Origin of the sequence: Arthrobacter sp. MSA 4-2, from assembly GCF_016405885.1 — a bacterium.
In the GTDB taxonomy this organism is placed as follows: domain Bacteria; phylum Actinomycetota; class Actinomycetes; order Actinomycetales; family Micrococcaceae; genus Arthrobacter_D.
Genome location: NZ_JAEKGC010000009.1, coordinates 159,829 through 178,902 on the forward strand (window position 1 = coordinate 159,829; position 19,074 = coordinate 178,902).

21 protein-coding genes are annotated in these 19,074 nt (G+C 64.7%); 11 read left to right on the top strand and 10 right to left on the bottom strand.

Annotated elements, in window-relative coordinates:
- Nucleotide 1: 1 nt before the first annotated feature.
- On the bottom strand, nt 2–973 hold the full coding sequence (locus I6N91_RS11885; protein ID WP_198812759.1) for a glucosyl-3-phosphoglycerate synthase: 972 nt from the start codon (nt 971–973) through the stop codon (nt 2–4).
- Between the two features lie 202 nt (nt 974–1,175).
- Between I6N91_RS11885 and I6N91_RS11890 the strand changes: the two genes are divergently transcribed.
- Nucleotides 1,176–1,859: a histidine phosphatase family protein gene (locus I6N91_RS11890; protein WP_198812761.1), complete on the top strand. Its 684-nt coding sequence runs from the start codon at nt 1,176–1,178 to the stop codon at nt 1,857–1,859.
- A gap of 151 nt (nt 1,860–2,010) precedes the next feature.
- Here I6N91_RS11890 and I6N91_RS11895 read toward each other — a convergent pair whose 3' ends face one another.
- Complete coding sequence (locus tag I6N91_RS11895) at nt 2,011–3,042, bottom strand: ornithine cyclodeaminase (protein WP_198812763.1); 1,032 nt, start codon at nt 3,040–3,042, stop codon at nt 2,011–2,013.
- A gap of 124 nt (nt 3,043–3,166) precedes the next feature.
- Between I6N91_RS11895 and I6N91_RS11900 the strand changes: the two genes are divergently transcribed.
- Entirely contained in the window at nt 3,167–3,598 is a 432-nt protein-coding gene (locus I6N91_RS11900) for an Lrp/AsnC family transcriptional regulator (protein WP_198812765.1), read from the top strand.
- Nucleotides 3,599–3,713: 115 nt separating this feature from the next.
- Here the strand turns inward: I6N91_RS11900 and I6N91_RS11905 are convergent, their stop codons facing one another.
- Nucleotides 3,714–4,124: a RidA family protein gene (locus I6N91_RS11905; protein WP_198812767.1), complete on the bottom strand. Its 411-nt coding sequence runs from the start codon at nt 4,122–4,124 to the stop codon at nt 3,714–3,716.
- A 77-nt stretch (nt 4,125–4,201) separates the two neighbouring features.
- Between I6N91_RS11905 and I6N91_RS11910 the strand changes: the two genes are divergently transcribed.
- Nucleotides 4,202–4,579 (top strand): helix-turn-helix domain-containing protein, encoded by a 378-nt coding sequence (locus I6N91_RS11910; protein WP_198812769.1) that lies wholly within the window; start codon nt 4,202–4,204, stop codon nt 4,577–4,579.
- 119 nt (nt 4,580–4,698) lie between these two features.
- Nucleotides 4,699–5,352: a 4a-hydroxytetrahydrobiopterin dehydratase gene (locus I6N91_RS11915; RefSeq protein WP_198812771.1), complete on the top strand. Its 654-nt coding sequence runs from the start codon at nt 4,699–4,701 to the stop codon at nt 5,350–5,352.
- Nucleotides 5,353–5,425: 73 nt separating this feature from the next.
- Here the strand turns inward: I6N91_RS11915 and I6N91_RS11920 are convergent, their stop codons facing one another.
- The 3 genes from I6N91_RS11920 to I6N91_RS11930 all read right to left on the bottom strand — a co-directional run bounded on the left by I6N91_RS11920 (nt 5,426) and on the right by I6N91_RS11930 (nt 8,163).
- Nucleotides 5,426–6,079: an aspartate/glutamate racemase family protein gene (locus I6N91_RS11920; RefSeq protein ID WP_198812773.1), complete on the bottom strand. Its 654-nt coding sequence runs from the start codon at nt 6,077–6,079 to the stop codon at nt 5,426–5,428.
- 54 nt (nt 6,080–6,133) lie between these two features.
- A complete protein-coding gene (locus I6N91_RS11925) occupies nt 6,134–6,982 on the bottom strand; it encodes an ACT domain-containing protein (RefSeq protein ID WP_198812775.1) in 849 nt (282 codons plus the stop codon).
- A gap of 80 nt (nt 6,983–7,062) precedes the next feature.
- Entirely contained in the window at nt 7,063–8,163 is a 1,101-nt protein-coding gene (locus tag I6N91_RS11930) for an alkene reductase (protein WP_198812777.1), read from the bottom strand.
- Between the two features lie 82 nt (nt 8,164–8,245).
- Here I6N91_RS11930 and I6N91_RS11935 point away from each other — a divergent pair, with 82 nt between their 5' ends.
- Both I6N91_RS11935 and I6N91_RS11940 read left to right on the top strand, forming a co-directional pair.
- Nucleotides 8,246–8,593 (top strand): MerR family transcriptional regulator, encoded by a 348-nt coding sequence (locus tag I6N91_RS11935; protein WP_198812813.1) that lies wholly within the window; start codon nt 8,246–8,248, stop codon nt 8,591–8,593.
- A 132-nt stretch (nt 8,594–8,725) separates the two neighbouring features.
- Entirely contained in the window at nt 8,726–9,628 is a 903-nt protein-coding gene (locus I6N91_RS11940; RefSeq protein WP_198812779.1) for an alcohol dehydrogenase catalytic domain-containing protein, read from the top strand.
- 255 nt (nt 9,629–9,883) lie between these two features.
- On the opposite strand, the gene I6N91_RS11945 is transcribed toward I6N91_RS11940, so the two are convergent.
- A complete protein-coding gene (locus tag I6N91_RS11945; protein WP_198812781.1) occupies nt 9,884–10,603 on the bottom strand; it encodes an SDR family oxidoreductase in 720 nt (239 codons plus the stop codon).
- A gap of 135 nt (nt 10,604–10,738) precedes the next feature.
- Here I6N91_RS11945 and I6N91_RS11950 point away from each other — a divergent pair, with 135 nt between their 5' ends.
- The 3 genes from I6N91_RS11950 (at nt 10,739) to I6N91_RS11960 (ending at nt 14,959) form a co-directional block, all read left to right on the top strand.
- Complete coding sequence (locus tag I6N91_RS11950) at nt 10,739–11,239, top strand: TetR/AcrR family transcriptional regulator (protein WP_269823086.1); 501 nt, start codon at nt 10,739–10,741, stop codon at nt 11,237–11,239.
- Between the two features lie 403 nt (nt 11,240–11,642).
- Nucleotides 11,643–12,929, top strand: coding sequence for a DUF418 domain-containing protein (locus tag I6N91_RS11955; protein ID WP_198812785.1), 1,287 nt, complete (start codon nt 11,643–11,645; stop codon nt 12,927–12,929).
- A 278-nt stretch (nt 12,930–13,207) separates the two neighbouring features.
- Nucleotides 13,208–14,959: an alkaline phosphatase D family protein gene (locus tag I6N91_RS11960; protein ID WP_198812787.1), complete on the top strand. Its 1,752-nt coding sequence runs from the start codon at nt 13,208–13,210 to the stop codon at nt 14,957–14,959.
- Between the two features lie 81 nt (nt 14,960–15,040).
- On the opposite strand, the gene I6N91_RS11965 is transcribed toward I6N91_RS11960, so the two are convergent.
- Nucleotides 15,041–15,985, bottom strand: coding sequence for a hypothetical protein (locus tag I6N91_RS11965; protein ID WP_307843340.1), 945 nt, complete (start codon nt 15,983–15,985; stop codon nt 15,041–15,043).
- A gap of 311 nt (nt 15,986–16,296) precedes the next feature.
- On the opposite strand from I6N91_RS11965, the gene I6N91_RS17605 reads away from it, so the two are divergent.
- On the top strand, nt 16,297–16,596 hold the full coding sequence (locus I6N91_RS17605) for a MarR family transcriptional regulator (protein WP_198812789.1): 300 nt from the start codon (nt 16,297–16,299) through the stop codon (nt 16,594–16,596).
- On the opposite strand, the gene I6N91_RS11975 is transcribed toward I6N91_RS17605, so the two are convergent.
- Entirely contained in the window at nt 16,544–16,822 is a 279-nt protein-coding gene (locus I6N91_RS11975; RefSeq protein WP_198812790.1) for a hypothetical protein, read from the bottom strand. The two genes, I6N91_RS17605 and I6N91_RS11975, sit on opposite strands and share 53 nt — an antisense overlap.
- Before the next feature lie 1,098 nt (nt 16,823–17,920).
- Nucleotides 17,921–18,568, bottom strand: a complete 648-nt coding sequence (locus I6N91_RS11980; protein ID WP_307843341.1) for a TetR/AcrR family transcriptional regulator C-terminal domain-containing protein — start codon at nt 18,566–18,568, stop codon at nt 17,921–17,923.
- A 299-nt stretch (nt 18,569–18,867) separates the two neighbouring features.
- On the opposite strand from I6N91_RS11980, the gene I6N91_RS11985 reads away from it, so the two are divergent.
- Nucleotides 18,868–19,074: hypothetical protein (locus tag I6N91_RS11985; RefSeq protein WP_198812791.1), on the top strand; the 207-nt coding region annotated here is incomplete at its 3' end.

The following is a 19,074-nucleotide window of genomic DNA, read 5'->3' on the forward strand; positions in this document are numbered from 1 at the left end:
CTCAGGCCCACTTGCCGGTGGTGAACGAGTGCTGGCCGATTTCGAGCATCGGGGGGCGTTCGGACACCCCGATGACGGTGCTGTCACCGATGTAGTGTTCGCCGTCACGCAGGAACTGGGTCAGCTCCACGGTTGGCGGGGCGGCCGGGGCGAGCCCGCGCCGGTGCAGCCGCGACTGCACAGTGAGCTGGATCTGCATCGCCATCCTGGCCAGCTCGTCATCGGTGGAGTTGCGGTGACGGCGCTCGCCGAGGTCCACCTGGGCCATGCCGCCCAGGCCCACTGTTTCCAGCACGTCGATCAGCATGCCGATCTCTACGCCGTAGCCGGAGACAAACGGTATGCATTCCAGCAGGCTGCGGCGGGCCGCGTACTCTCCGGCCAGCGGCTGAACAACGCCAGCCAGCTGGGGCCAGAACAGATTCAGCAGGGGGCGCGCCACGAGTTCCGTTACACGGCCACCGCCTGCCGGCATGACCCGGACCCCGTTGTCGAGAGGTCGGTCGTAGTAGCTCTTGACGAAGTGGATCTGCGGATCGGTCAGCAGCGGGCCGAGCAGACCGACCGCGAACTGCGCGTCGAACCCATGCAGGTCCGCGTCGATGAACACGATGATGTCCCCCGAGGCAATGGCCAGGGACTTCCACAGCGCTTCGCCCTTGCCGGGAATGCATCCGGTGTCCGGGAGGATCTGGTCCTGATGCGCTGTCCGCGCTCCGGCATTCGCCGCTATGGCGGAAGTATTGTCCGTGGAGTTCGAATCAATCACGATGAGCTCATCCAGCAGCGGAACTTCCTCCATCAACTCGACGCGGAGCGCGGTGACGATCGCCCCAATGGTTGCTGCCTCGTTCTTCGCAGGAAGCACCACACTGACGCGTTGGCCCTGCTTGCGCGCCACGAGGTCCCGCCGGTCGAACACGCTGCCCTGATAGCTCCGGGCCGAATACCAATCCTGAACCTCTGCGCGCATGCCGGTTCCCTTTCACCAAGGGCGCCGGTGGTCCCCGTCCCGGCTATCGATAGGATCAGCTCGAAGCCTACGGTTCTGCCAGCCCTTTGGGAATAGTTCAGTACCCTTTCGATCCGGGACCGCAGAGCGACCGGATAGGACCGGTCCACGTCCGGGATCAAGGGTCGTGGCCGTTGGAAACGAGCAGCATTGAGGAGAACTGATGCAGGAGGTACGGGCCGACGGCCCACGTCCCCGCCTGGTGTTGTGGCGGCATGGCCAGACCGAATGGAACGTCCTGGAGAAGGCGCAGGGCCACGCGGACATCCCGCTCGATGCGACCGGCCGCCGCCAGGCGAGGCGGGCGGCGAACCTGCTGGCGACGCTCAAACCCCGGTTCATCTGGTCCAGCGATCTGGAACGTGCCCGGCATACCGCTGACGAGCTGGCTCGACTGACCGGCCTCGAAACCGTCCTTGACAAACGGCTACGTGAATACGATGTGGGCATCCGGCAGGGCACCACCTTCGGGGAGTTCCGTCAGCAGCACCCGGATATCCATCGGAAGTTCTTCACCGAGGAGAATTACCGGGTCCCAGGCGCCGAACTGCCCTCGGAAGTGAACGACCGGATGAAGACCGTGATGAGGGAGGCGGCCCTGGCCCTGCGGGACGGCGGAACCGGTGTGCTGGTCGGCCACGGAGCCGCCCTGCGCAGCGGACTGATGGCTTTTTTCGACGCCCCCGCCCACATGCGCGAGATGTTCGCCGGCATGGCCAATGGCGCCTGGACCGTTTTGGAAGAACACGCCGACCGCGGCTGGCAGATCATCGACTATAACGCCCGGACCCTGCCGGACACTTCATCGATGCTGGCCGACGATTTGCCGGCGGAGCACGACAGCTAGGACCAGGCCGGGGAAAAGGCCATGAAGTTCATCTATGACCTTGTGCGGCCCGTCCGCCTGGATCCCCGCACGGGCACACGAGACGCCAGTCCAGGTCCTGCAGATGATGCCAAGAACCGTGATGTCGTTGGCCGAGCACGCCGCCGGCGTGTCAGGTCAGGATTGGGGAAAAGGACCCGACGAACCCGAAGAGGTCCTTGGGGTCATCCGGATTGGCGACGAGGTCGATGTCCTCGACGAAACGGGTGCCCTCCACAGCGTCGCGGACGAAACGCATGGCCGAGAAATCTTCGACCGCGAACCCGACCGAATCGAACACCGTGACTTCCTGCGGCGAGGTGCGCCCAGGGGCGGAGCCGGTGAGGACCTGCCAAAGTTCGGTGACGGGGAAGTCGGCCGGCAACTGCTGGACCTCGCCTTCGATGCGGGTCTGCGGGGTGAACTCGACGAAGACGGTAGATCGGCGCAGGATCGCCGGGTCCAGTTCCGTCTTGCCCGGGCAGTCCCCGCCGATGGCATTGAGGTGCATGCCGGGTTCGACCAGGTCGTCGGTGATGATGGTGGCGCGGGCCTTGTCCGCCGTGCAGGTGGTCACGATGTCCGCACCACCGACGGCCCCGGCGGCGGAGGACGCCACGGTGATGTCGAAGCCCAGGGGGGCCAGGTTGCGCACCACCTTCTCGATGGCCGCCGGGTCGGTGTCCCACAGGCTGAGTTCGTGGATGCCGAGGGAGCCGCGGAAGGCGAGGGCCTGGAATTCCGCCTGGCTGCCGGCGCCGATCAGGGCCATGCGCCGTGCGCCGGGCCTCGCCAGCGCCCTGGCGGCGAGGGCCGAGGTGGCTGCGGTGCGTAGCGCCGTCAGGATCGTCATTTCGGTCAGGAACGTTGGATAGCCGTTGGAGACATCGGCCAGCACGCCGAAGGCGGTGACGGTCTGGAAGCCGCGCCCGGGGTTGGAGGGGTGCCCGTTGACATACTTGAAGCCGTAGGTCTCGTTGTCGCTCGTGGGCATCAGTTCGATCACCCCGAACGGGGTGTGGCTGGCCACACGCGGCGACTTGTCGAAGCTTTCCCATCGCAGGAAGTCTGCCTCGAGGTAGTCGACGAGGCCAGCGATCACGTTTTCGGGCCCCCGGCTGGCCACCCAGCGGGCCATATTGCGGACATCGACAAAACCTGTCACGAGCGCCTCCTTAGTGGTCTTGGAGAAAGCTTAGGCTTGGTCCATTTGCACACTCAATGAGCGGGATGCCGACTTTTTGCTGGTTGGCTGAGCATTTTGACGCCCGTAGATGTACCTTCTGTACATGGCAACTCTCGATGACCTTGACCACCGGCTCCTCTCGGCCCTCCGCGCGGACGGCAGGGCCTCGGTGGCGAGCCTCGCACGGACCCTCGGCGTGGCCCGGGCGACAGTGAACAGCCGGCTCGACCGCCTCGTCGCGACAGGCACCGTAGTGGGATTCTCCGTCCGGGTCCGTGACGAGGTGGACCCGCTGGCCATCCGGGCGGTGTCGATGATCGCGGTTGAAGGGCGGGCCACCGACCGGGTGATCCGCCAGCTCAGGGGCCTGCCGGAGATCACCACCCTGCACACCACCAACGGCGGGTGGGACCTCGTGGCGGAGCTGCGCACGGACAGCCTCGCCCGGTTCGACGCGGTGCTCGGGCAGATCCGCTCAATCGAAGGGGTCGTGAACAGCGAGACGAGCCTGCTCCTCAGCTCGGTGATGCGCTAGCTGCACCCGCCCTGGCGCTGGTGTCAACGGCGACGCCGCAGCCGCCACGGAAGGCACCGGCGTGCGTGCACCATCGGGGCCGCGGCGTCGCCGGGGAGCGATTCACACCAGCTGGTCAGTCGAGGATGGCGGTGGCTTCGACCTCGACGAGAACATCGGGTTCGAAGAGGGATTCGACTCCTATCAATGACGCGGGAGGCATCGGCAACGGCAGTGCGAGTTCCTCTGCAACGGAGTCGATGCCCGCCATGAAGGCATCAATTTTTTCAGGGGCCCAGCCCGTCACGTAGAAGGTGAGGCGTACGACGTCGCTGAAGGTGGCGCCGGTGCTGGCCAGGCCTTCGTGGACGTTGCGGAGGGCCGAGGCGACCTGCCCGGCGAGGTCACCGGGCTTCTGCGGTGCTCCGTCCTGGTTCGTAGCAACCTGGCCGGCAATGTACACGTGGCGGGTGCCGGCCGCGACGGCGACGTGGTGGTAAGGGGTTGAGGGCATCATGCCCTGGGGGGAGGAAAGGCGAACGCTCACAGGAATCTCCTTCAGCTGGTGATTGGTATCATTAAGGTACTTGGTATGTTTTGGACACTTCAACGAGACTAGGTTTCATGTCGGATACTGATACCCATTCCACGGAGCGCTTTGAGCTGAGCGCGCCGCATCGGGAGCTCCTCGATCAGGTGCTCGATAAATGGTCCCTGCAGGTGCTGGGAGAGTTGTGTGAGCGGCCTTGCCGCTTCAATGAGTTGCGCCGGGCCATTCCGGCAGTCACGCAGAAATCATTGACCGGCACCTTGCGCCGGCTTGAACGCAATGGCGTCGTCGAACGCGTCGTTCTCGACGTCCGGCCCGTAGCGGTGGAGTACCGCATCACGGCACTGGGCAAGACCCTTCGAGCGCCGGTCGATACGATCCTTGAATGGGCCGCGGTTCACCTGCCCGGCATCGAGGCAGCGCGCAGCCGCTATGACGGGGGTGTCGGCTAACGGAGCGACAGGGGAATGACTTTGTCAACCGTGACGCAATTCGATGAACGGTTTCTGGCTCCCATCCCAGCCCATGCGGCAGACCCCTATCTGTGACCCGAAAACCGGAGGAGAAAACCATGCCAGCAAGAGATGTTCTGAACCAGGAGCAAATCCAAGCAAATCTGCTCGAGCTGCCGGAATGGCGCTATGGTTTGGGTGCTTTGCGGACAGCACTTAAATGTGAATCATCCGCCACTGCCTTGGATCTGCTTTCCACCATTGGTGGGCTGGCACAGGAATCCGGCCACCACCCTGATGTGGACTGGCGGTATGACACCTTGTTCATCACGCTCACGTCGCACGATGCCGGAGGCAGGGTGACGGCGCGTGACGTGACGTTGGCCCGCGCGATATCGAAGCAGGCCCAGGCTACGGGCGTCACGCCCCTCCCGGAACTCCTGCGCACAGTGGAGATAGCCATCGATACCGACGCCCCGGAGGCCATTTCGGAAGTCTGGCGAACTGCACTGGGCTATAAGATGCGGGAAGACGGAAGCCTGACCGATCCCTATGGCAGGGGTCCGGCCATCTGGTTTCAGGAGTCCCAGAGTCCCAACGTGAATCGTCTACACGTGGACGTCACTGTCCCCTTCAGCGAAAGCGCCTCTACTCTGAATGCTCTGGCAAGCGTTGGTGCAAAGCTCAATAATGAACACGCGCCCATGTGGGTAGTGGCCACTGACGCCCAAGGCAACCGGCTGTGCATCAGCACTGAAGCCGGCAGCGACTAGCGCGGCGCTCTGCCTTCACGAAGGACCCTTGGTCCTGTTGCAGGATCGGGGCGTGCCGGCCGGGCGGTCTTTCCTACACGGGCTGGGGAGTTCGCATCGATACGGCTGCGGTCAGCATGGAGCCGGCAGCCGTCACGGCATCAATGACCGGAAGGCCGAGCTCACGGCGCAGCACCTCTGCCATGCCGATGCTGCTCAGGCCTGTGCTCGCCTGCAGGATGACATCGGCCCCCGCCTCGGCAAGCATCTGCGCTCCTGACAGGGAGTTGAAAATGCCGGTGGGCAGCAGGAAGCCGTTGGAAGTCTCCACACCGTCGGATCCATCAAGGAGGATCACCCGCTCCCCCAGGGCTCTGGAAATAGTGGTGGGCACCGGGTGTTTCAGTCCCAGCACGCCCACACGGCCGCCGTAGGCGAGGGCGGCCGCTGCTGCGGCGGACCCTGCTCCGATGACGGGAATCCCGACGGTGGCGCGGGCTTCCTCGAGTCCGGGATCCGCAGCGCAGCTGATGATCAGGGCGTCGACCCCTCCTGCCATTTCACGGGCCAGCTCAGCGACCTTGGGGCCCGCCGCTTCATATGATGCCGCGTCATAGACGCCGTGGGGCTGGTCGGGAATGCACCGTGTGGTCACGTCGTACCCGAAGACCTTGTGCAGCAAGCGCCCGTGGGCGTGCAGCAGCCGGCGGTCAGTGGTGGATAGAGCCCTGATGAGACCGACTCGCATAATGAAAACCCTTCCTTGGAATGCAGTGATGTCACCCTGGCTGGCAGGGGCCGGTCAGGCTGTCTGGCGTGTGGGGGCGTGCGCCGGTCTGCCCAGTTCGAGGATCTCGGCGAGTTCGGCCAGGCGGTGCGCCCGCGCCGATTCCGCAGGTGTGAAGGGTTCGCCGTCGCGGCGGAACAGGAGTGGCCCTTTCCAGGCTGTAGGTACCTTCAACACCGGAGAACCGGCAGGTGGAACAACCTGCCGGTGGGGTGGAACGACGTCGGCTCGGAGCATATCGGCGATCACCCATGGAAGCATGTCGGGGTTCCGCGCGATACTGATCGCGAGGCTGAGCGCCCGTGTCTGGCCGTCAGCCAGGACGAGAGGGGTGGTGGGCCATACGCCGATCACACCGCTGCTGGCCGCATTGAGGGCTTCGAGGACGTCCTCTTTGGTGAGTTGGCCCGGCACGGATAGCACCAGTTCATCGAGGCTTCCGCCGGCCGTCGGGTGTACGTGGATTCCGAGGATGTTGATGTTGAGTCGGGTCAGCTGGTGGGTAATCCGCTTGAGGGCACCAGGCCGATCCGCCAGGACGACCCGTACCCGCCAGAGAGCGGGTGCCGCGGCCAGCCTCCCCCGGTGACGCAGGGCAGGGGCGTGGAGCCAGGAACGAAGCAGGCGCATGACCGACGGCTCGGCAATCCAGATCACGAGCGCTGTTGCCGTGACGGCCAGCACGGCCACTTTCAGGCCATAGGACAGCTCCGTGTTGACCACGAGGGCATGGACTGCCAGTTCGATGGGAAGCACCACGGCCACGTTGGCCAGTGTCAGCCTTGTCCTGCCGGGTTCGGGAAGCACTCCGCACGAGTCGCACCGGAGCTCTGCAGTAGTTGAGTGATTCAATGTCTGCTTCATGGCTTCAGCATGACGAGCCTCCATTGCGGTGACATTACAGCGGCACCAAGATCACGTTACGGCGAGCCGGGGGGGTCTCATTAGCCCTCCGCGGCGACCAGGGCGGATGGCGCGTGGCAGAAGGGCTGGTAGGTGATGTAGCCTTCGTCGCCGCCTTGGTAGTAGGTGTCGACATCCGCAACGGCAAGAGGGTGGTCCGCGCGCAGGCGTTCGACAAGGTCGGGATTGGCGAGGAATGCCCGCCCGAAGGAGATCAGATCTGCGCCCTCAGGAAGCCAATGGTCAGCATCTTCGCGCGCCGAGGGAACGGCACTGCCTGGCTTCGACGGATTGACGATGAGAGCGCCCTCCCACGCCCGGCGCAGGCCGCGGATCACGTCGTCATCCGGGCTTGCTCCCACGTGGAGATAGGCCAGGCCAAGCGGGGCCAGTTCTTCGAGCAGCGCCCCGTACAGCTCGGGAATCTCCGACTCGCTCACGTCCCAGATCCCCGCGCCGGGCGACACCCGCAGCCCAACGCGGTCCGCCCCGATTGCATCGGCCGTCGCGGTCACCGCTTCCACGGCAAAGCGGATGCGCCCGGAGACCGTTCCGCCGTAGCGGTCGGTGCGCAGGTTGGCGTTGCTCGACAGGAACTGCCCGATCAGATATCCGTTTGCGCCGTGCAGCTCAACGCCGTCGAAGCCTGCCTCCATGGCCCGGCGCGCCGCGGCCGCGTACGACTCCGCTACAGCGGGGACTTCACTGGTCGCAAGGGCGCGCGGCACGGGCGCCAACTGCGGGCCCGAGGGGGTGAAGACATAGGCGTCACGGGCTGCAACCGCCGAGGGCGCCACCGGCTGGTAGCCGGTGGTGTCGGGGTGACTGATCCTGCCGGCGTGCATGATCTGGGCGAAAATTCGGCCGCCGTTGACGTGCACGGCAGATGTGACCTGCCGCCAGGAGTCAATCTGTGCGGCGTTATACAGACCCGGCGTGAGTGGATTCGACTGTCCTTCCAGGCTCGGTTGGATGCCTTCGGTGATGATCAATCCAGCGGTCGCCCGCTGCGCATAGTAGGTTGCCATGGATGCCGTGGCGAGTCCCTCACCACCGGAACGTACCCGCGTCATGGGAGACATGACGATCCGGTTGGGGAGGCGGAGCTCACCGAGGGGCAGATTATCGAAGAGAGAAGTCATAGAATGAGGGTAGAACCTGACGCTAACGTCAGGTGCAAATCCATGGCGGCGCTGAATGAAGCACCGCACGAAGGGAGCGTCGATGCGCATTGGTGAACTGGCGCGGCAGTCTGGTGTGAGTGTGCGGGCGCTGCGGTACTACGAGGAGCAGGGACTGCTGGTGAGCACGCGCACGCCCGGCGGCCAGCGCGAGTATGAAAGCAGCGCGGTGGACCGTGTTCGGTTTTTCCAGACGTTGTACGCAGCGGGGTTGAGCAGTCGCCGCATCGCGGAACTGCTGCCCTGCATCGACACAGGCGGCACCACCAGGGAACAGCAGGCGATGCTGCAGTCCGAACGGGAGGCGCTTGCGCATCGTATGGCGGAACTGCACGAGGCGAGTGCACGTCTCGATGAACTCATCACGGCCTCGAAAGCCCGCTCCCTTTAGGCTGTCCACCCTTCGGCGTCGGCGACACGGCGGGCCCGTCGCCCAGCCGTCATTTGCACCTGACGTTAGCGTCAGGTCCTAGGCTGGCGCTGCTGCAGGGAAACGCCCTGCACGGGAAGTTGAGGAGACCCCATGCGGGCTGCGCGCTATCACGAGTACGGAAACCCGGACGTGATGATCATCGAGGAAACAACCGAGCCCCACGCCACAGCGGGTTCCGTCCGGATCAAGGTGCAGGCGGTGAGCGTCAATCCCATCGATTACCTGCTGCGTTCTGGTGTCATCCAGGAGGTGCTTCCCATCGGGCTGCCTGCGATACCTGGACGCGATGCCGTGGGAGTCATCGACGAGGTCGGAGAGGGAGTCTCGAACGCACGCGTCGGGGACCTCGTTTTCGGACTTGGAGGCGTGAGTGATACCACTGCGGAGTTCGCGGTGCTCACGGCCTGGAGTGAGGTTCCTTCCAACTGGTCGGTGGAACAGGCGGCCGCCGCGGGGCTCGCCTCCGCCACGGCTGCAGGGGTGCTCAACGCGCTAGGAGACCTGTCAGGTAAGACGTTCCTGATCGAGGGCGCTTCAGGTGCCGTGGGAAGCGCTGCAGCGGCCTTCGCGCTGGCCGCCGGCGCCCGGGTGATCGGCACGGCACGGTCTGAGAACCACGAATATCTCGAAAAGCTCGGAGTAGCGACGACCACGTACGGGCCGGGCCTGGCCGATCGCGTCAAAGCACTGGCACCCGAGGGAATCAATGCCGCCCTGCATTCGGCGCCGTCGGCGTCGCTGCCGGACCTGGTGGACATCGTCGGAGACAGCACCCGTGTCATCACCGTCATCGACGCAGAAGGGGCCGCACGGCTGGGCCTCCGCAAAGTGGACGCCGTGAACGACTCCTCCCTTCTCGACCACGCAGCCGACCTCGGCCGGCTCGGCCTGTACAGCCCCCGTGTCGACCACGTCCTGCCCCTCGACTCAATTCGGGAAGCGCACGAGCTCTCCGCGGGCGGCGCCGGCAAGATCGTCGTCACCCTGACCTGACAGGAACTCAGAGCACCAGGGGCCAGAGCCATGCCGGGAACACGGGGCAGGGCCACGAGAATAGTTCTTCGCCAATCCGCGGAAGCGCCCGTCCTTCTCCACGGAAGGACGGGCGTTTGTGCGCTGCGGTTCATGTGGTCACCGCCGTGGGTTCCGCAAGGAGATGCCTGACCGCCGCCGTTTCTGGTGGGCAGCTCGGATGGAGTCTGCTGACCACACTCTGGCGGTGATGGCGCCGGAAGGCCGGAGCCGGGATTAGGGGTTGGGCCGGGTTCCGTAACGTGCGGCGGGATCGAGGTGGAGACCGGACTTGAGCCCGACCGTGATGGGATCGGCGAGTACCTCTGTCCTTGACTGCTCGATGCCATCCAGGGCCGCAGCGACAACATCGGCGGGGTGGGTCTTCGGTGCATCGATCCCGGCCGTCATATCGGTGTCGACCAGAGCCATATGCAGACCGAGCACCTCGGTGCCCTGTGCGGCCAATAGAACGCGTGTGGCGTCGGTAAGGCTCCACGCCGCGGCTTTCGACGCCGCGTAGGACGTTGCTCCCGGAGCGCTGAACCACGAGGCAGCTGACAATACGTTGAGCACTGCGCCGCCCCCATTGGCACCAAGAACCGGAGCGAATGCCCGGGTCATCTTCAGGGCGCCGAAGAAGTTGATCTCAAACTCCCGCCGGATCACTTCGAGGTCCCCGGCCAGGAGATCAGCCCCGGACGCCACGCCTGCGTTGTTGATCAGCAGGTCGACATCGACCGCCCGAGCGGCCACCGCCTCGATCTGATCGTCATCGGTGATATCCAGCCCGAGAACTTCAACACCCTCGACTCCACCAAGGAGGTGGATGGAGTCCGTATCGCGGGCGGTCGCGTAGATCTTGCCCGCTCCGCGGGCCTGGAGCTGACGGACGAACTCGCCGCCGATCCCCCGATTAGCGCCCGTGATGAGCACTGTTGAACCCTTGATCTGCATGGAAACACTTCTTTCTGTAGTGGACGCTAGTTAATCCATACAGCAAGATAGCACATTCCCTAGCGGACACTATATAATGGCTCTGTGGCAGGCAGACCGAGAACATTCGACCGTGAGGCGGCGCTTATTGTCGCAATGGAGCATTTCTGGCGGAACGGGTACGAGGGTACAACCGTGGCGAAACTGACCGAAGCCATCGGCATCACCCCGCCGAGCCTCTACGCCGCGTTCGGAGACAAGGATCAACTCTTCGAAGCTGCTGCCGCCTGGTATTTCGCCGGCGTGCGTCGGCAGTCCGAGAAGGCCCTGTCCTTGCCGACGCTTCGCGAAAGCCTCACCGAGATGCTTCACCTCAGCGCCTACTCACACACCAGCGAAGACACACCCCCAGGCTGTTTCCTCGCGCTCGAACCCCGCCTGGCTGAGCACAGGGAGACACTCCGGCGCCGCATCGCGGAGCGCGTCGCCCAAGGCATCGACGAGGGCGAAGTCCCCGAAGGGTCTGACCCCGAGCAGATTGCCAACTACATCATGGCTGTTCATAACGGCATGGCCGCACGCGCGCGCGATGGAGGAACCACCACCGAGCTGCTCGCAATCGCCGACATGGGACTCAGCGCCCTCCCTGCCCGCTGAACACATAGCACGCCTGAGACAGGTATTGGAGCGGCGCCCTCCGCAACCGTCGGTTCACGAGGTTGTACACCTGCGCTGAGCTTCACGTGTTGGTGACGAGGCGGTGTGCGACCGGCTGAGTGGATTCTGTTATCCCCGTGGGCGTGAGAGAGCCCATAGGCTGCCGGAAGTGCCGGACCATCTGAAGTTTGACTCGGTTGTAAGAACATGGTTTCTACTCGAATTCGGGCAGGGCGGAGGACGCCGCAAGCTTCCCCGCTGCCTCTCCGGCGAAGCATTCCGCTCGGAGTTGCGGCCGCGTTGGGAACCATCGGCCGCGGGCTCCGACTCGAAACCACTGGCTGCTCGAGGGACTGGCGAGTTGACCGGTGCCCATCACTAAATCTCATATGGAGGAACCAACATGACGAATCGGCTCGATCAGACTGCAAGAGATTCCGGAGGTGAGGAGCATGGGCATCAAGCGGTGGTCACGGTGCTCCCCACTCCGCTGAAGGAGAGGTCTCTGGCACCCGACCTCGCACGTGGGGTAATGCTGCTGCTCATCGCCCTGGCACACGCCCCCTACTTCCTCTACACCGCGCCCATCGGGACCATAGGCATCCACCCCGTCATCGGCAACCTGGCGGATCGCCTCGCCCAGGGGTTCACCCTGATGGCGGTCGACGCCCGCGTCTACACCATGTTCGGATTCCTGTTCGCCTACGGGATCGGGCAGATGTATGCCCGCCAGACCGCCAAAGGCACCACCCCCGCCGATGCCAGGCGCCTCCTGCGCCGGCGCCACTGGTGGATGATCGCCTTCGGCGCCATCCATGCCGCCCTGCTGTGGCAAGGAGACATCATCGGCTCGTACGGCCTGATCGGGCTGATCATGGTTCCGCTGTTCTTCAACCGGACGGACCGCACCCTGAAGACCTGGATCGGCGTGCTGCTGGCACTCACCGCCGTCTTTGGGCTCGTGGGCGCACTGGCGTCCACGGTCACCACCGGGCAGCCAGCAACCAATCCCCAGGACATTCAGCTTCTCAGCATCGCTGAACCGAACTACCTGACCTCGGTGCTCGAACGGTTCCCCGCCTGGATCGCTGTCCTGATTGGAAGCCTTGTGGGCGTTTCGCTGCCGGCAGCGTTCCTTATGGGTGTGCTTGCCTCACGGCACCGGATCCTGGACAACCCCGGTGAACACCTTGTGCTCCTGCGGCGGCTGGCCGTAGGGGGCATCGCCGCAGGCTGGGCGACGGGCGCCGCCCTGGCGCTTCAGCACACCGGCGTCATCGATATCGCCCCCGACGCCGTCGTCCAACACATCAGCCTCTTTGCAGGAACCTTCACCGGCATCGGCTACGCCGCACTGTTCGGCCTCATCGCGCACCGCATGTCCCGGAGGTCCGCAGCAGCCAGCGGCCCCGTCCGCTGGGTCTCCGCCCTTGGCCGGCGCTCCATGAGCGGCTACCTCGTCCAATCCCTCGCATGGGGTCCGGTACTCGCTGCCTGGGGACTAGGCCTCGGCGCCCAGCTCTCCAGCTGGTCCGTCCTCGCCTACGCCGTCACGGTCTGGGCGGCCACCGTCGTCCTCGCCGTTGCCATGGAGCGCCGCGGCCTGCGCGGACCAGCCGAGCTGGCACTGCGCAAACTCACCTACCGCGGCTCTGCCGCACCCAAACCCGCACCGATGGAAAACAGCTGAGCACCATTTCGTCCAGGCGCTCAGCACTTCCTGACAAGCTGTCGCTCACCTGACGCCGTTCACGACAAGGTGTGGCGTGCGCCCTGGCTGCGGAGATCGTGTTTTCAAGCGCTGAAAGCTGGCATCAGGTCGTGGGTCGTGCGTCCTAGCCGTGATGGCCGTAATGTTTGTCGCCTTGGTGATCGTCGCGCTGCGCCAGGACGATCACGTCGTCGAGAGCCTCTGACCTCGCCGAAGTAGGTACCGGTGCGCTGCGGGTAGAAGGGTAGAACTTACGTATGACACCAACTCCCCTGGTCCTTGGGCCCATACTGCGGTACGTCGACGAAACCTCGGCAAGCATCTGGGTGGAGGTCGGCACCGCGGCACGCGTCGTCGTCCGGGCCGCCCAGCGGTCCTGGGAAGCACGCACGTTCGCGGTCCACGGGCACCATTACGCGCTCGTCGAGGTGGACGGGCTCGAGCCGGGAAGTGTCACCGCCTACACGGTGGAGATCGACGGACAGCAGGCCTGGCCGGACCCGGAATCGGTTCCCGAATTTCCGCCGTCGAGCATTGCGACACGCACCCCGGGGAAGCCCCTGCGACTGGCCTTCGGGTCCTGCCGCACGAGCGTCCCCCACACCAGGGAGGGCAATCGGACCCACGGCATCGATGCCATGCGCGCGTACGCGCTCAACCGGACGAAGGACGACAGTTCACCGCGGCCGGACCTGATTCTTTTCCTCGGCGACCAGGTGTACGCCGATTCCACCAGTGAGGAGATGCAGCAGTTCATCCGCGGGCGGAGGGACATCGAGGAGGAGCCCGGCGCCGAGCTGAAGGACTATGAGGAGTACGCCCACCTCTACAACCTGGCCTGGTCCGACAGTGCCAACCGCTGGTTGCTGTCCACCCTTCCCAGTGCCATGATCTTCGACGACCACGACATCCGCGATGACTGGAACGCCTCGACCTCCTGGAAGCAGGAAATGGAGGCCACCTCCTGGTGGCAGGACCGGATCGTGGCGGGCCTGGCGTCGTACTGGGTGTACCAGCACCTCGGCAATATGTCGCCGGACCGGCGTGCCGAGGACCGCATCTGGCAACGGATCATCAACCATCACGACGCTGCCGAGCTCGACCTGAGCGAGGAGCTCGACGCCTTCGCCGACCGGGCGGACAAGGACCCAGCCAGCTACCGCTGGAGCTACTGCCGCGACTTCGATGACACGCGCCTGATCGTGGTCGACTCCCGCGGATCCCGAGTGCTGACACCCGATGCGCGGGCCCTGCTCACCGAGGAGGAGACGGCGTGGCTGGATCAGAGGATGGTGGGCGGCTTCCGACACCTGCTGGTGGGCACCTCGCTTCCGTTCCTCCTGCCGCTGGGGCTGCATCACATCGAGTCATGGGACGAGGCACTCGCACAGGGTGCGTGGGGCGCGCGGGGCGCACGGCTGGGTGAGAAGCTGCGGCAGGGCATGGATCTCGAACACTGGGCGGCCTTCCAGAGCAGCTTCCGCGCCGTGGCCCTCATGGCGACGGAGGTGGCGGACGGCAAACGGGGCCCGGCACCGGAGACGGTGACCTTCCTGTCGGGAGACGTCCACTTCTCGTACGTCGCGGAAGTGGACAGGACGTCGGGCAGCCGTATCCTCCAGGTGGTCTGCTCCCCGATCCGCAATCCGCTGCCGTGGCTCCTGCGCTCCTCCACCGCTATCCTCTCCTACGCCGTGGCGGCACCTCTTGGGGCCCTCGTGGCGCGCTCCGTGAAAGTTCCCAACCCACCGTTCCGCTGGCGGAACATCAGGGGACCGTGGTTCGACAACAACCTCGCGTCGCTCGAGGACACCGCGGACGGGCTCACACTGTCGTGGCAGTCGGGAACGGTGGACGGCGAGGACCATCTCCACCCCCGGCTCAGGGAGGTTGCCGCCATGACTGTGCCGCGGCGTGGGTCTGCGAAGATGCCGGGAGGGGAAGCTCTGCCCGAGGCGACGCTCTCGACTTCCAAGGGCACTCGGGCACGGAGAGGACGTCGACGGTAGGAAACGCCTCCAGCGCCGTGTCCCCATCCCGGTCAGTAGGTCGGGTGAGAGCCGGCATTGATGACGCGAGACAGTCTCTTCTTATGGTGCGGAACGCGTACCCGAGTCCCGGCTCGACCCGGAGGTTGGAACGAACTTCCAGTCGAAGGACCCGTCGTCCCGCAGTGTCAGCCGGAGGAACCCGTGGGTGTCGCTGAACCGCTTCTCGATGTAGGACGGGCTGCTGGTGAAGGGGCGGAGGTCCATCCCCCCCGTAGACACCTGGAATGCGGTCATCCCGCCCCGGACGCACTCGTCGTCGTTATTCACCGGACACGACCGTTCGTAGTTGTGCTGTGACCCGGAGAGGGTCAAACGGACCCGGTGCTTCCACATCACGTCGATCCACGGCTTGTGGCTGGCGGCCCGCTCGTGTGACTCCGTCCTCGACGTAAAGTACGGTTCGTGATGGACCACGGCCAGGTGCTTGCCGTCCTCCTTCGCAGCAGCGAGGTCCTTGTCCAGCCACTTCGTCGCCGCCCGGGCCTCCGACTCGTCGTACCGCCAAAGTGCAGAGGACAGAAACGCGACATGCCAGTTCCCAAAGTCCTTCGAGTACGGTTCCCCATTAGAGATCCACCCCCTCTCCCGGTTGATCGCAGACTTCCCCGTACTCCCCGGGCACTGGTCGTTCATGAAGTTGTCGAGGTTCTCATTGCGGCCCGGTTCCCAGTCGTGGTTGGGGGCGGACACCCAGTACAGCTTGGGCATCGTGCCACCCCACAGCGGCATCCAATAGTCCACGTAGTCCTCGCAGTACGCGGTGTCGTACTGGAAATCCCCGAGCCCGAGGAACGCGTCGATCTCGTCGTTCTCCACGAGCTCGGTGATCGCCGCACCGTTCCGCCCGGACGGACTGTCAGATGAGTTGTTCCCGGCGCCGTTCATGTCGCCGACAGCAGCGATCTCAACTTCCTCGGGCGGTTCGGACTCGCTGGTGCACCCTGCGGTGGAGACCACCACGAGGGCTGCGACAGTTGCGGCCACTCTCCGAAAGAATCGGGGGCGAGAGAGCGTTGACTGCATCCGATAGCTCCATGGATCCAGGGCCGCCGCCCCCTCGAAGGGTGGGCGGCAGACCTATGGCGGTGCGGAACTGGCATAGCGGCGGTTGCGCTACTGCTCCGCGGTCGAAGGACTATTTAAGCAGGTCTCCCCGGTGCTGCATATATTCGTTGAGATGATCTTCAACTGCAGGGGTGCTGGCCCGGCCTATGCCAAACGCTGGAGCTGCCCCCCTGTGACGTGCTCACCGGGCCCGCCGGGCCGAACAGGCTTGGAACAGGCGCCTCGTCGAGGTGGATGCCACCCATTCGGGCATCAACACGCTTCGGGCCCTCGCGGCCTCGGGTCCAGTAACTCAGACCGAACTGGCCCACACGCTCAGGGTGCAGGGTCAGACTGTCGGACACCTCCTGATACGGCTCGAAGCCCGGTCGCTGGTAGTCCGGGCTCCGAGCAGCACCGACCGTAGAAACCACATCGTGCAGATCACCGGTCGGGGGCAGGCGCTGCTGGACAAGGTCAATCAGGGAGAAAACGCCATCAGGTGTGCAGAGTCCCGGAGGACTGAATGCGGTCGGGATCCAGGTCGCTGAGTGAGTAGTTCCCGGTGGCGTCCTCGCCCTCGGGCCCACCGCGCAGTTCGAGCACCTCCGAGGCGGACAGCTCGGTGACGTCAGCGATGACCTCGGGGTCCTCACCGTGGCGCAGGGCCGTGGCTACGGCCTCCTGCAGGGTGAGCACCGCGTGGTCCAGTTCGAATTCTGCTGCCTCCCGGTCGGCGGCGGCGACCTTCAGTCGGTTCAGATCTTCAGCGCTCACAGGACACCTTGCTTTCACGGTTGGTAGCGGGCGCCGGGCACGGGCCACGCGCGGTCTGGGAGGACCGGTCCCGCGGAGCGAGGAACCTTTGAACCGATCCTAGAACACTGTCCCGCCCCGCTATTCGTTACCCTCGGCGGCACGGATGGATGATCGGGTCGAAGAACCCCGCCGTGTCCGGCGACATTTTCAGCACGCAGCCCCTGCGATTACTCGAAATGCCGTAGATCAACCGGTTTCCAGTACCTTGCGCAGGATGTGCCGGTCGCGGATTGAGCCGTTCTCGCCGGATCCGCAACGCTTCCCTGAAGCCGGATATACCTCACTGCGACCCCGCCCAGTCCTACGAGCGGTCGGTCCCAGTGTGTAAGTTCGTCTTCTCGAGTACCACTTTTAGGCGGCAGGCCGCTACGGGATGTAATCGTCGAGTTCAGCAAGTGCGTCCAGCCGCCAGCGATCATCGATCGCGTGTAAGAGTCGTCTCAACTGGGTGACATTCTCGACTACTTCGGCCATGAGGTCTGTCGGAGGAGCAACTCCCACAAAGTCAGCTTCGCCGGAACCCTGCGCTACCGGTCCCAATCCGGCCCAGTCCGGCACCGAGGCGGCCCAGTCCGAGACCCAAAGTGGACACTGGCCACACCCCCATCTCCTGACTGGAGGCATTGCCGGACAGCCTCACCACGCATTGACGGGGCGCCGAATGGGAAGCATCCGCCGCACTCCGCTGCACCTCGGCGTAACCGAGCCGCTTGACGATCTCTGGGCGGATGAAGAAACCGGCGAGGCCGAACGACGCCAGGACCGCGGCGAGGAGCCTGAGTGGGCCAAGAGACCGACTAAGCAGTTGCGCCGGAGCGTGCCGAGAATCGGACAGTAGATGGTCGCGCCAGCTCAGTCACCACTTGACTCGCACTGACCCTCCGCGGGGAAATGGATATGGTTCGAGTGGTCAAGCAGCTGGCATGGGACCGGCCCCTCGTGCCATATGCGGGCAAGATTCGATGCCATGCGCTTGGGGCACAGGTGCTCCGCAGCATCGCACTTGATGTGGGGGCAGAAGGCTCCCGCTTCTTTGGAGGCGGGAGCCTTCGGTCGCTATCGGGGGCCCGCTGGGCTTTCAAGCTGTGACTGGAGGCCACGGAGGACGATGGTGATGCCCTGGTCGAGTTCGGCTTCGCCGTCGTAGTCCAACAGCTCTGAACCAAGTCGGCGCAGATGGGGAAAGTCCTTTTCGGGCAGCCGGTGCAGGCCCAGCCGCAGCCCGGTGTCGTCCTCATCGGCATTGACGACGAACTCCTCGAGTTCATTGATTACATGGCCTATGAGAAAGCCGTAATAGGCGCGGTAGGCGTGGAGGGCCCCCGAGGGTCCGAAGCCGGCCCGGGTGAAGATGGCGAGGATCTGCTCGAGGGGGCGCAACGCACCCAGTGGCCGCAAGCCCAGGGGGGTGGACAATGGTCGGGTCACCAGGAGCGGCATTACATGGGGGTGCTGCAGTACCAGGAGGCGGAATCCGTGGGCGGCGTGACGCAGCTGGTCCTGCCAGGCCCGGTCCGCATCCCCGGCCCCGGAAATTACCCAATGATCCAGCAGAAGCTCGGTCAGCCCATCAAGCAGCGCGTCCCGGTTGGCCGCGTATCGGTAGAGCGCCATCGGGTCCCTCTCGAGCTTGTGTCCGAGGCGGCGCATCGATAAGGCCTCAAGACCCTCCACATCGACCAGCTCGAGCGCGGCCTGCAGCACAATTCGGCTGTTCAGCGGGCTCCTCCGCTTTCCCCTGCCGCCCGTTCTCGGGACGGCAGCATCTCCACGCGCGTTGTGCGGAACAGGGCCGTCGTGCCGGTTCATTGAAACCATATTCATCCACCATCTAGTAAGCCGACTTGCTATCTCTAAATCTACACCGTAGAGTCTACGGTGTAGAGCAACGCTGTGGAGCAAACCGCGGCCTCCGAGCTCCCTATCCCGATACGTGATCCCGCCCTCCGGGCCAAGGATCCGTCGCCGGTCTCACTAGCCACACTTTCAAGAGGAGATTCACCATGTCGAACAGCAACAACAACAACGGCTACAGCCACCCCGCCGACACCCACAACGGCAACCTCGCGGTCGCTGACCGCCGCTCCACCGAGACGAAGGCCTCGACGAAGACCACCGAGTTCTTCGCCTACATCGCCATCGTGCTCGCCACCGCCCTCACCGCCCTGGTGGTCGGCGACGGCGGAGAAGGTGGAGACGTCTTCAACGCC

Excerpts from the sequence above, each read along its gene's own strand:
- I6N91_RS11885 (WP_198812759.1), bottom strand. The coding sequence starts at position 973 with ATGCGCGCAGAGGTTCAGGATTGGTATTCGGCCCGGAGCTATCAGGGC.
- I6N91_RS11890 (WP_198812761.1), top strand. The coding sequence starts at position 1,176 with ATGCAGGAGGTACGGGCCGACGGCCCACGTCCCCGCCTGGTGTTGTGG.
- I6N91_RS11900 (WP_198812765.1), top strand. The coding sequence starts at position 3,167 with ATGGCAACTCTCGATGACCTTGACCACCGGCTCCTCTCGGCCCTCCGC.
- I6N91_RS11910 (WP_198812769.1), top strand. The coding sequence starts at position 4,202 with ATGTCGGATACTGATACCCATTCCACGGAGCGCTTTGAGCTGAGCGCG.
- I6N91_RS11915 (WP_198812771.1), top strand. The coding sequence starts at position 4,699 with ATGCCAGCAAGAGATGTTCTGAACCAGGAGCAAATCCAAGCAAATCTG.
- I6N91_RS11920 (WP_198812773.1), bottom strand. The coding sequence starts at position 6,079 with ATGCGAGTCGGTCTCATCAGGGCTCTATCCACCACTGACCGCCGGCTG.
- I6N91_RS11925 (WP_198812775.1), bottom strand. The coding sequence starts at position 6,982 with ATGAAGCAGACATTGAATCACTCAACTACTGCAGAGCTCCGGTGCGAC.
- I6N91_RS11930 (WP_198812777.1), bottom strand. The coding sequence starts at position 8,163 with ATGACTTCTCTCTTCGATAATCTGCCCCTCGGTGAGCTCCGCCTCCCC.
- I6N91_RS11935 (WP_198812813.1), top strand. The coding sequence starts at position 8,246 with ATGCGCATTGGTGAACTGGCGCGGCAGTCTGGTGTGAGTGTGCGGGCG.
- I6N91_RS11940 (WP_198812779.1), top strand. The coding sequence starts at position 8,726 with ATGCGGGCTGCGCGCTATCACGAGTACGGAAACCCGGACGTGATGATC.
- I6N91_RS11945 (WP_198812781.1), bottom strand. The coding sequence starts at position 10,603 with ATGCAGATCAAGGGTTCAACAGTGCTCATCACGGGCGCTAATCGGGGG.
- I6N91_RS11950 (WP_269823086.1), top strand. The coding sequence starts at position 10,739 with ATGGAGCATTTCTGGCGGAACGGGTACGAGGGTACAACCGTGGCGAAA.
- I6N91_RS11955 (WP_198812785.1), top strand. The coding sequence starts at position 11,643 with ATGACGAATCGGCTCGATCAGACTGCAAGAGATTCCGGAGGTGAGGAG.
- I6N91_RS11960 (WP_198812787.1), top strand. The coding sequence starts at position 13,208 with ATGACACCAACTCCCCTGGTCCTTGGGCCCATACTGCGGTACGTCGAC.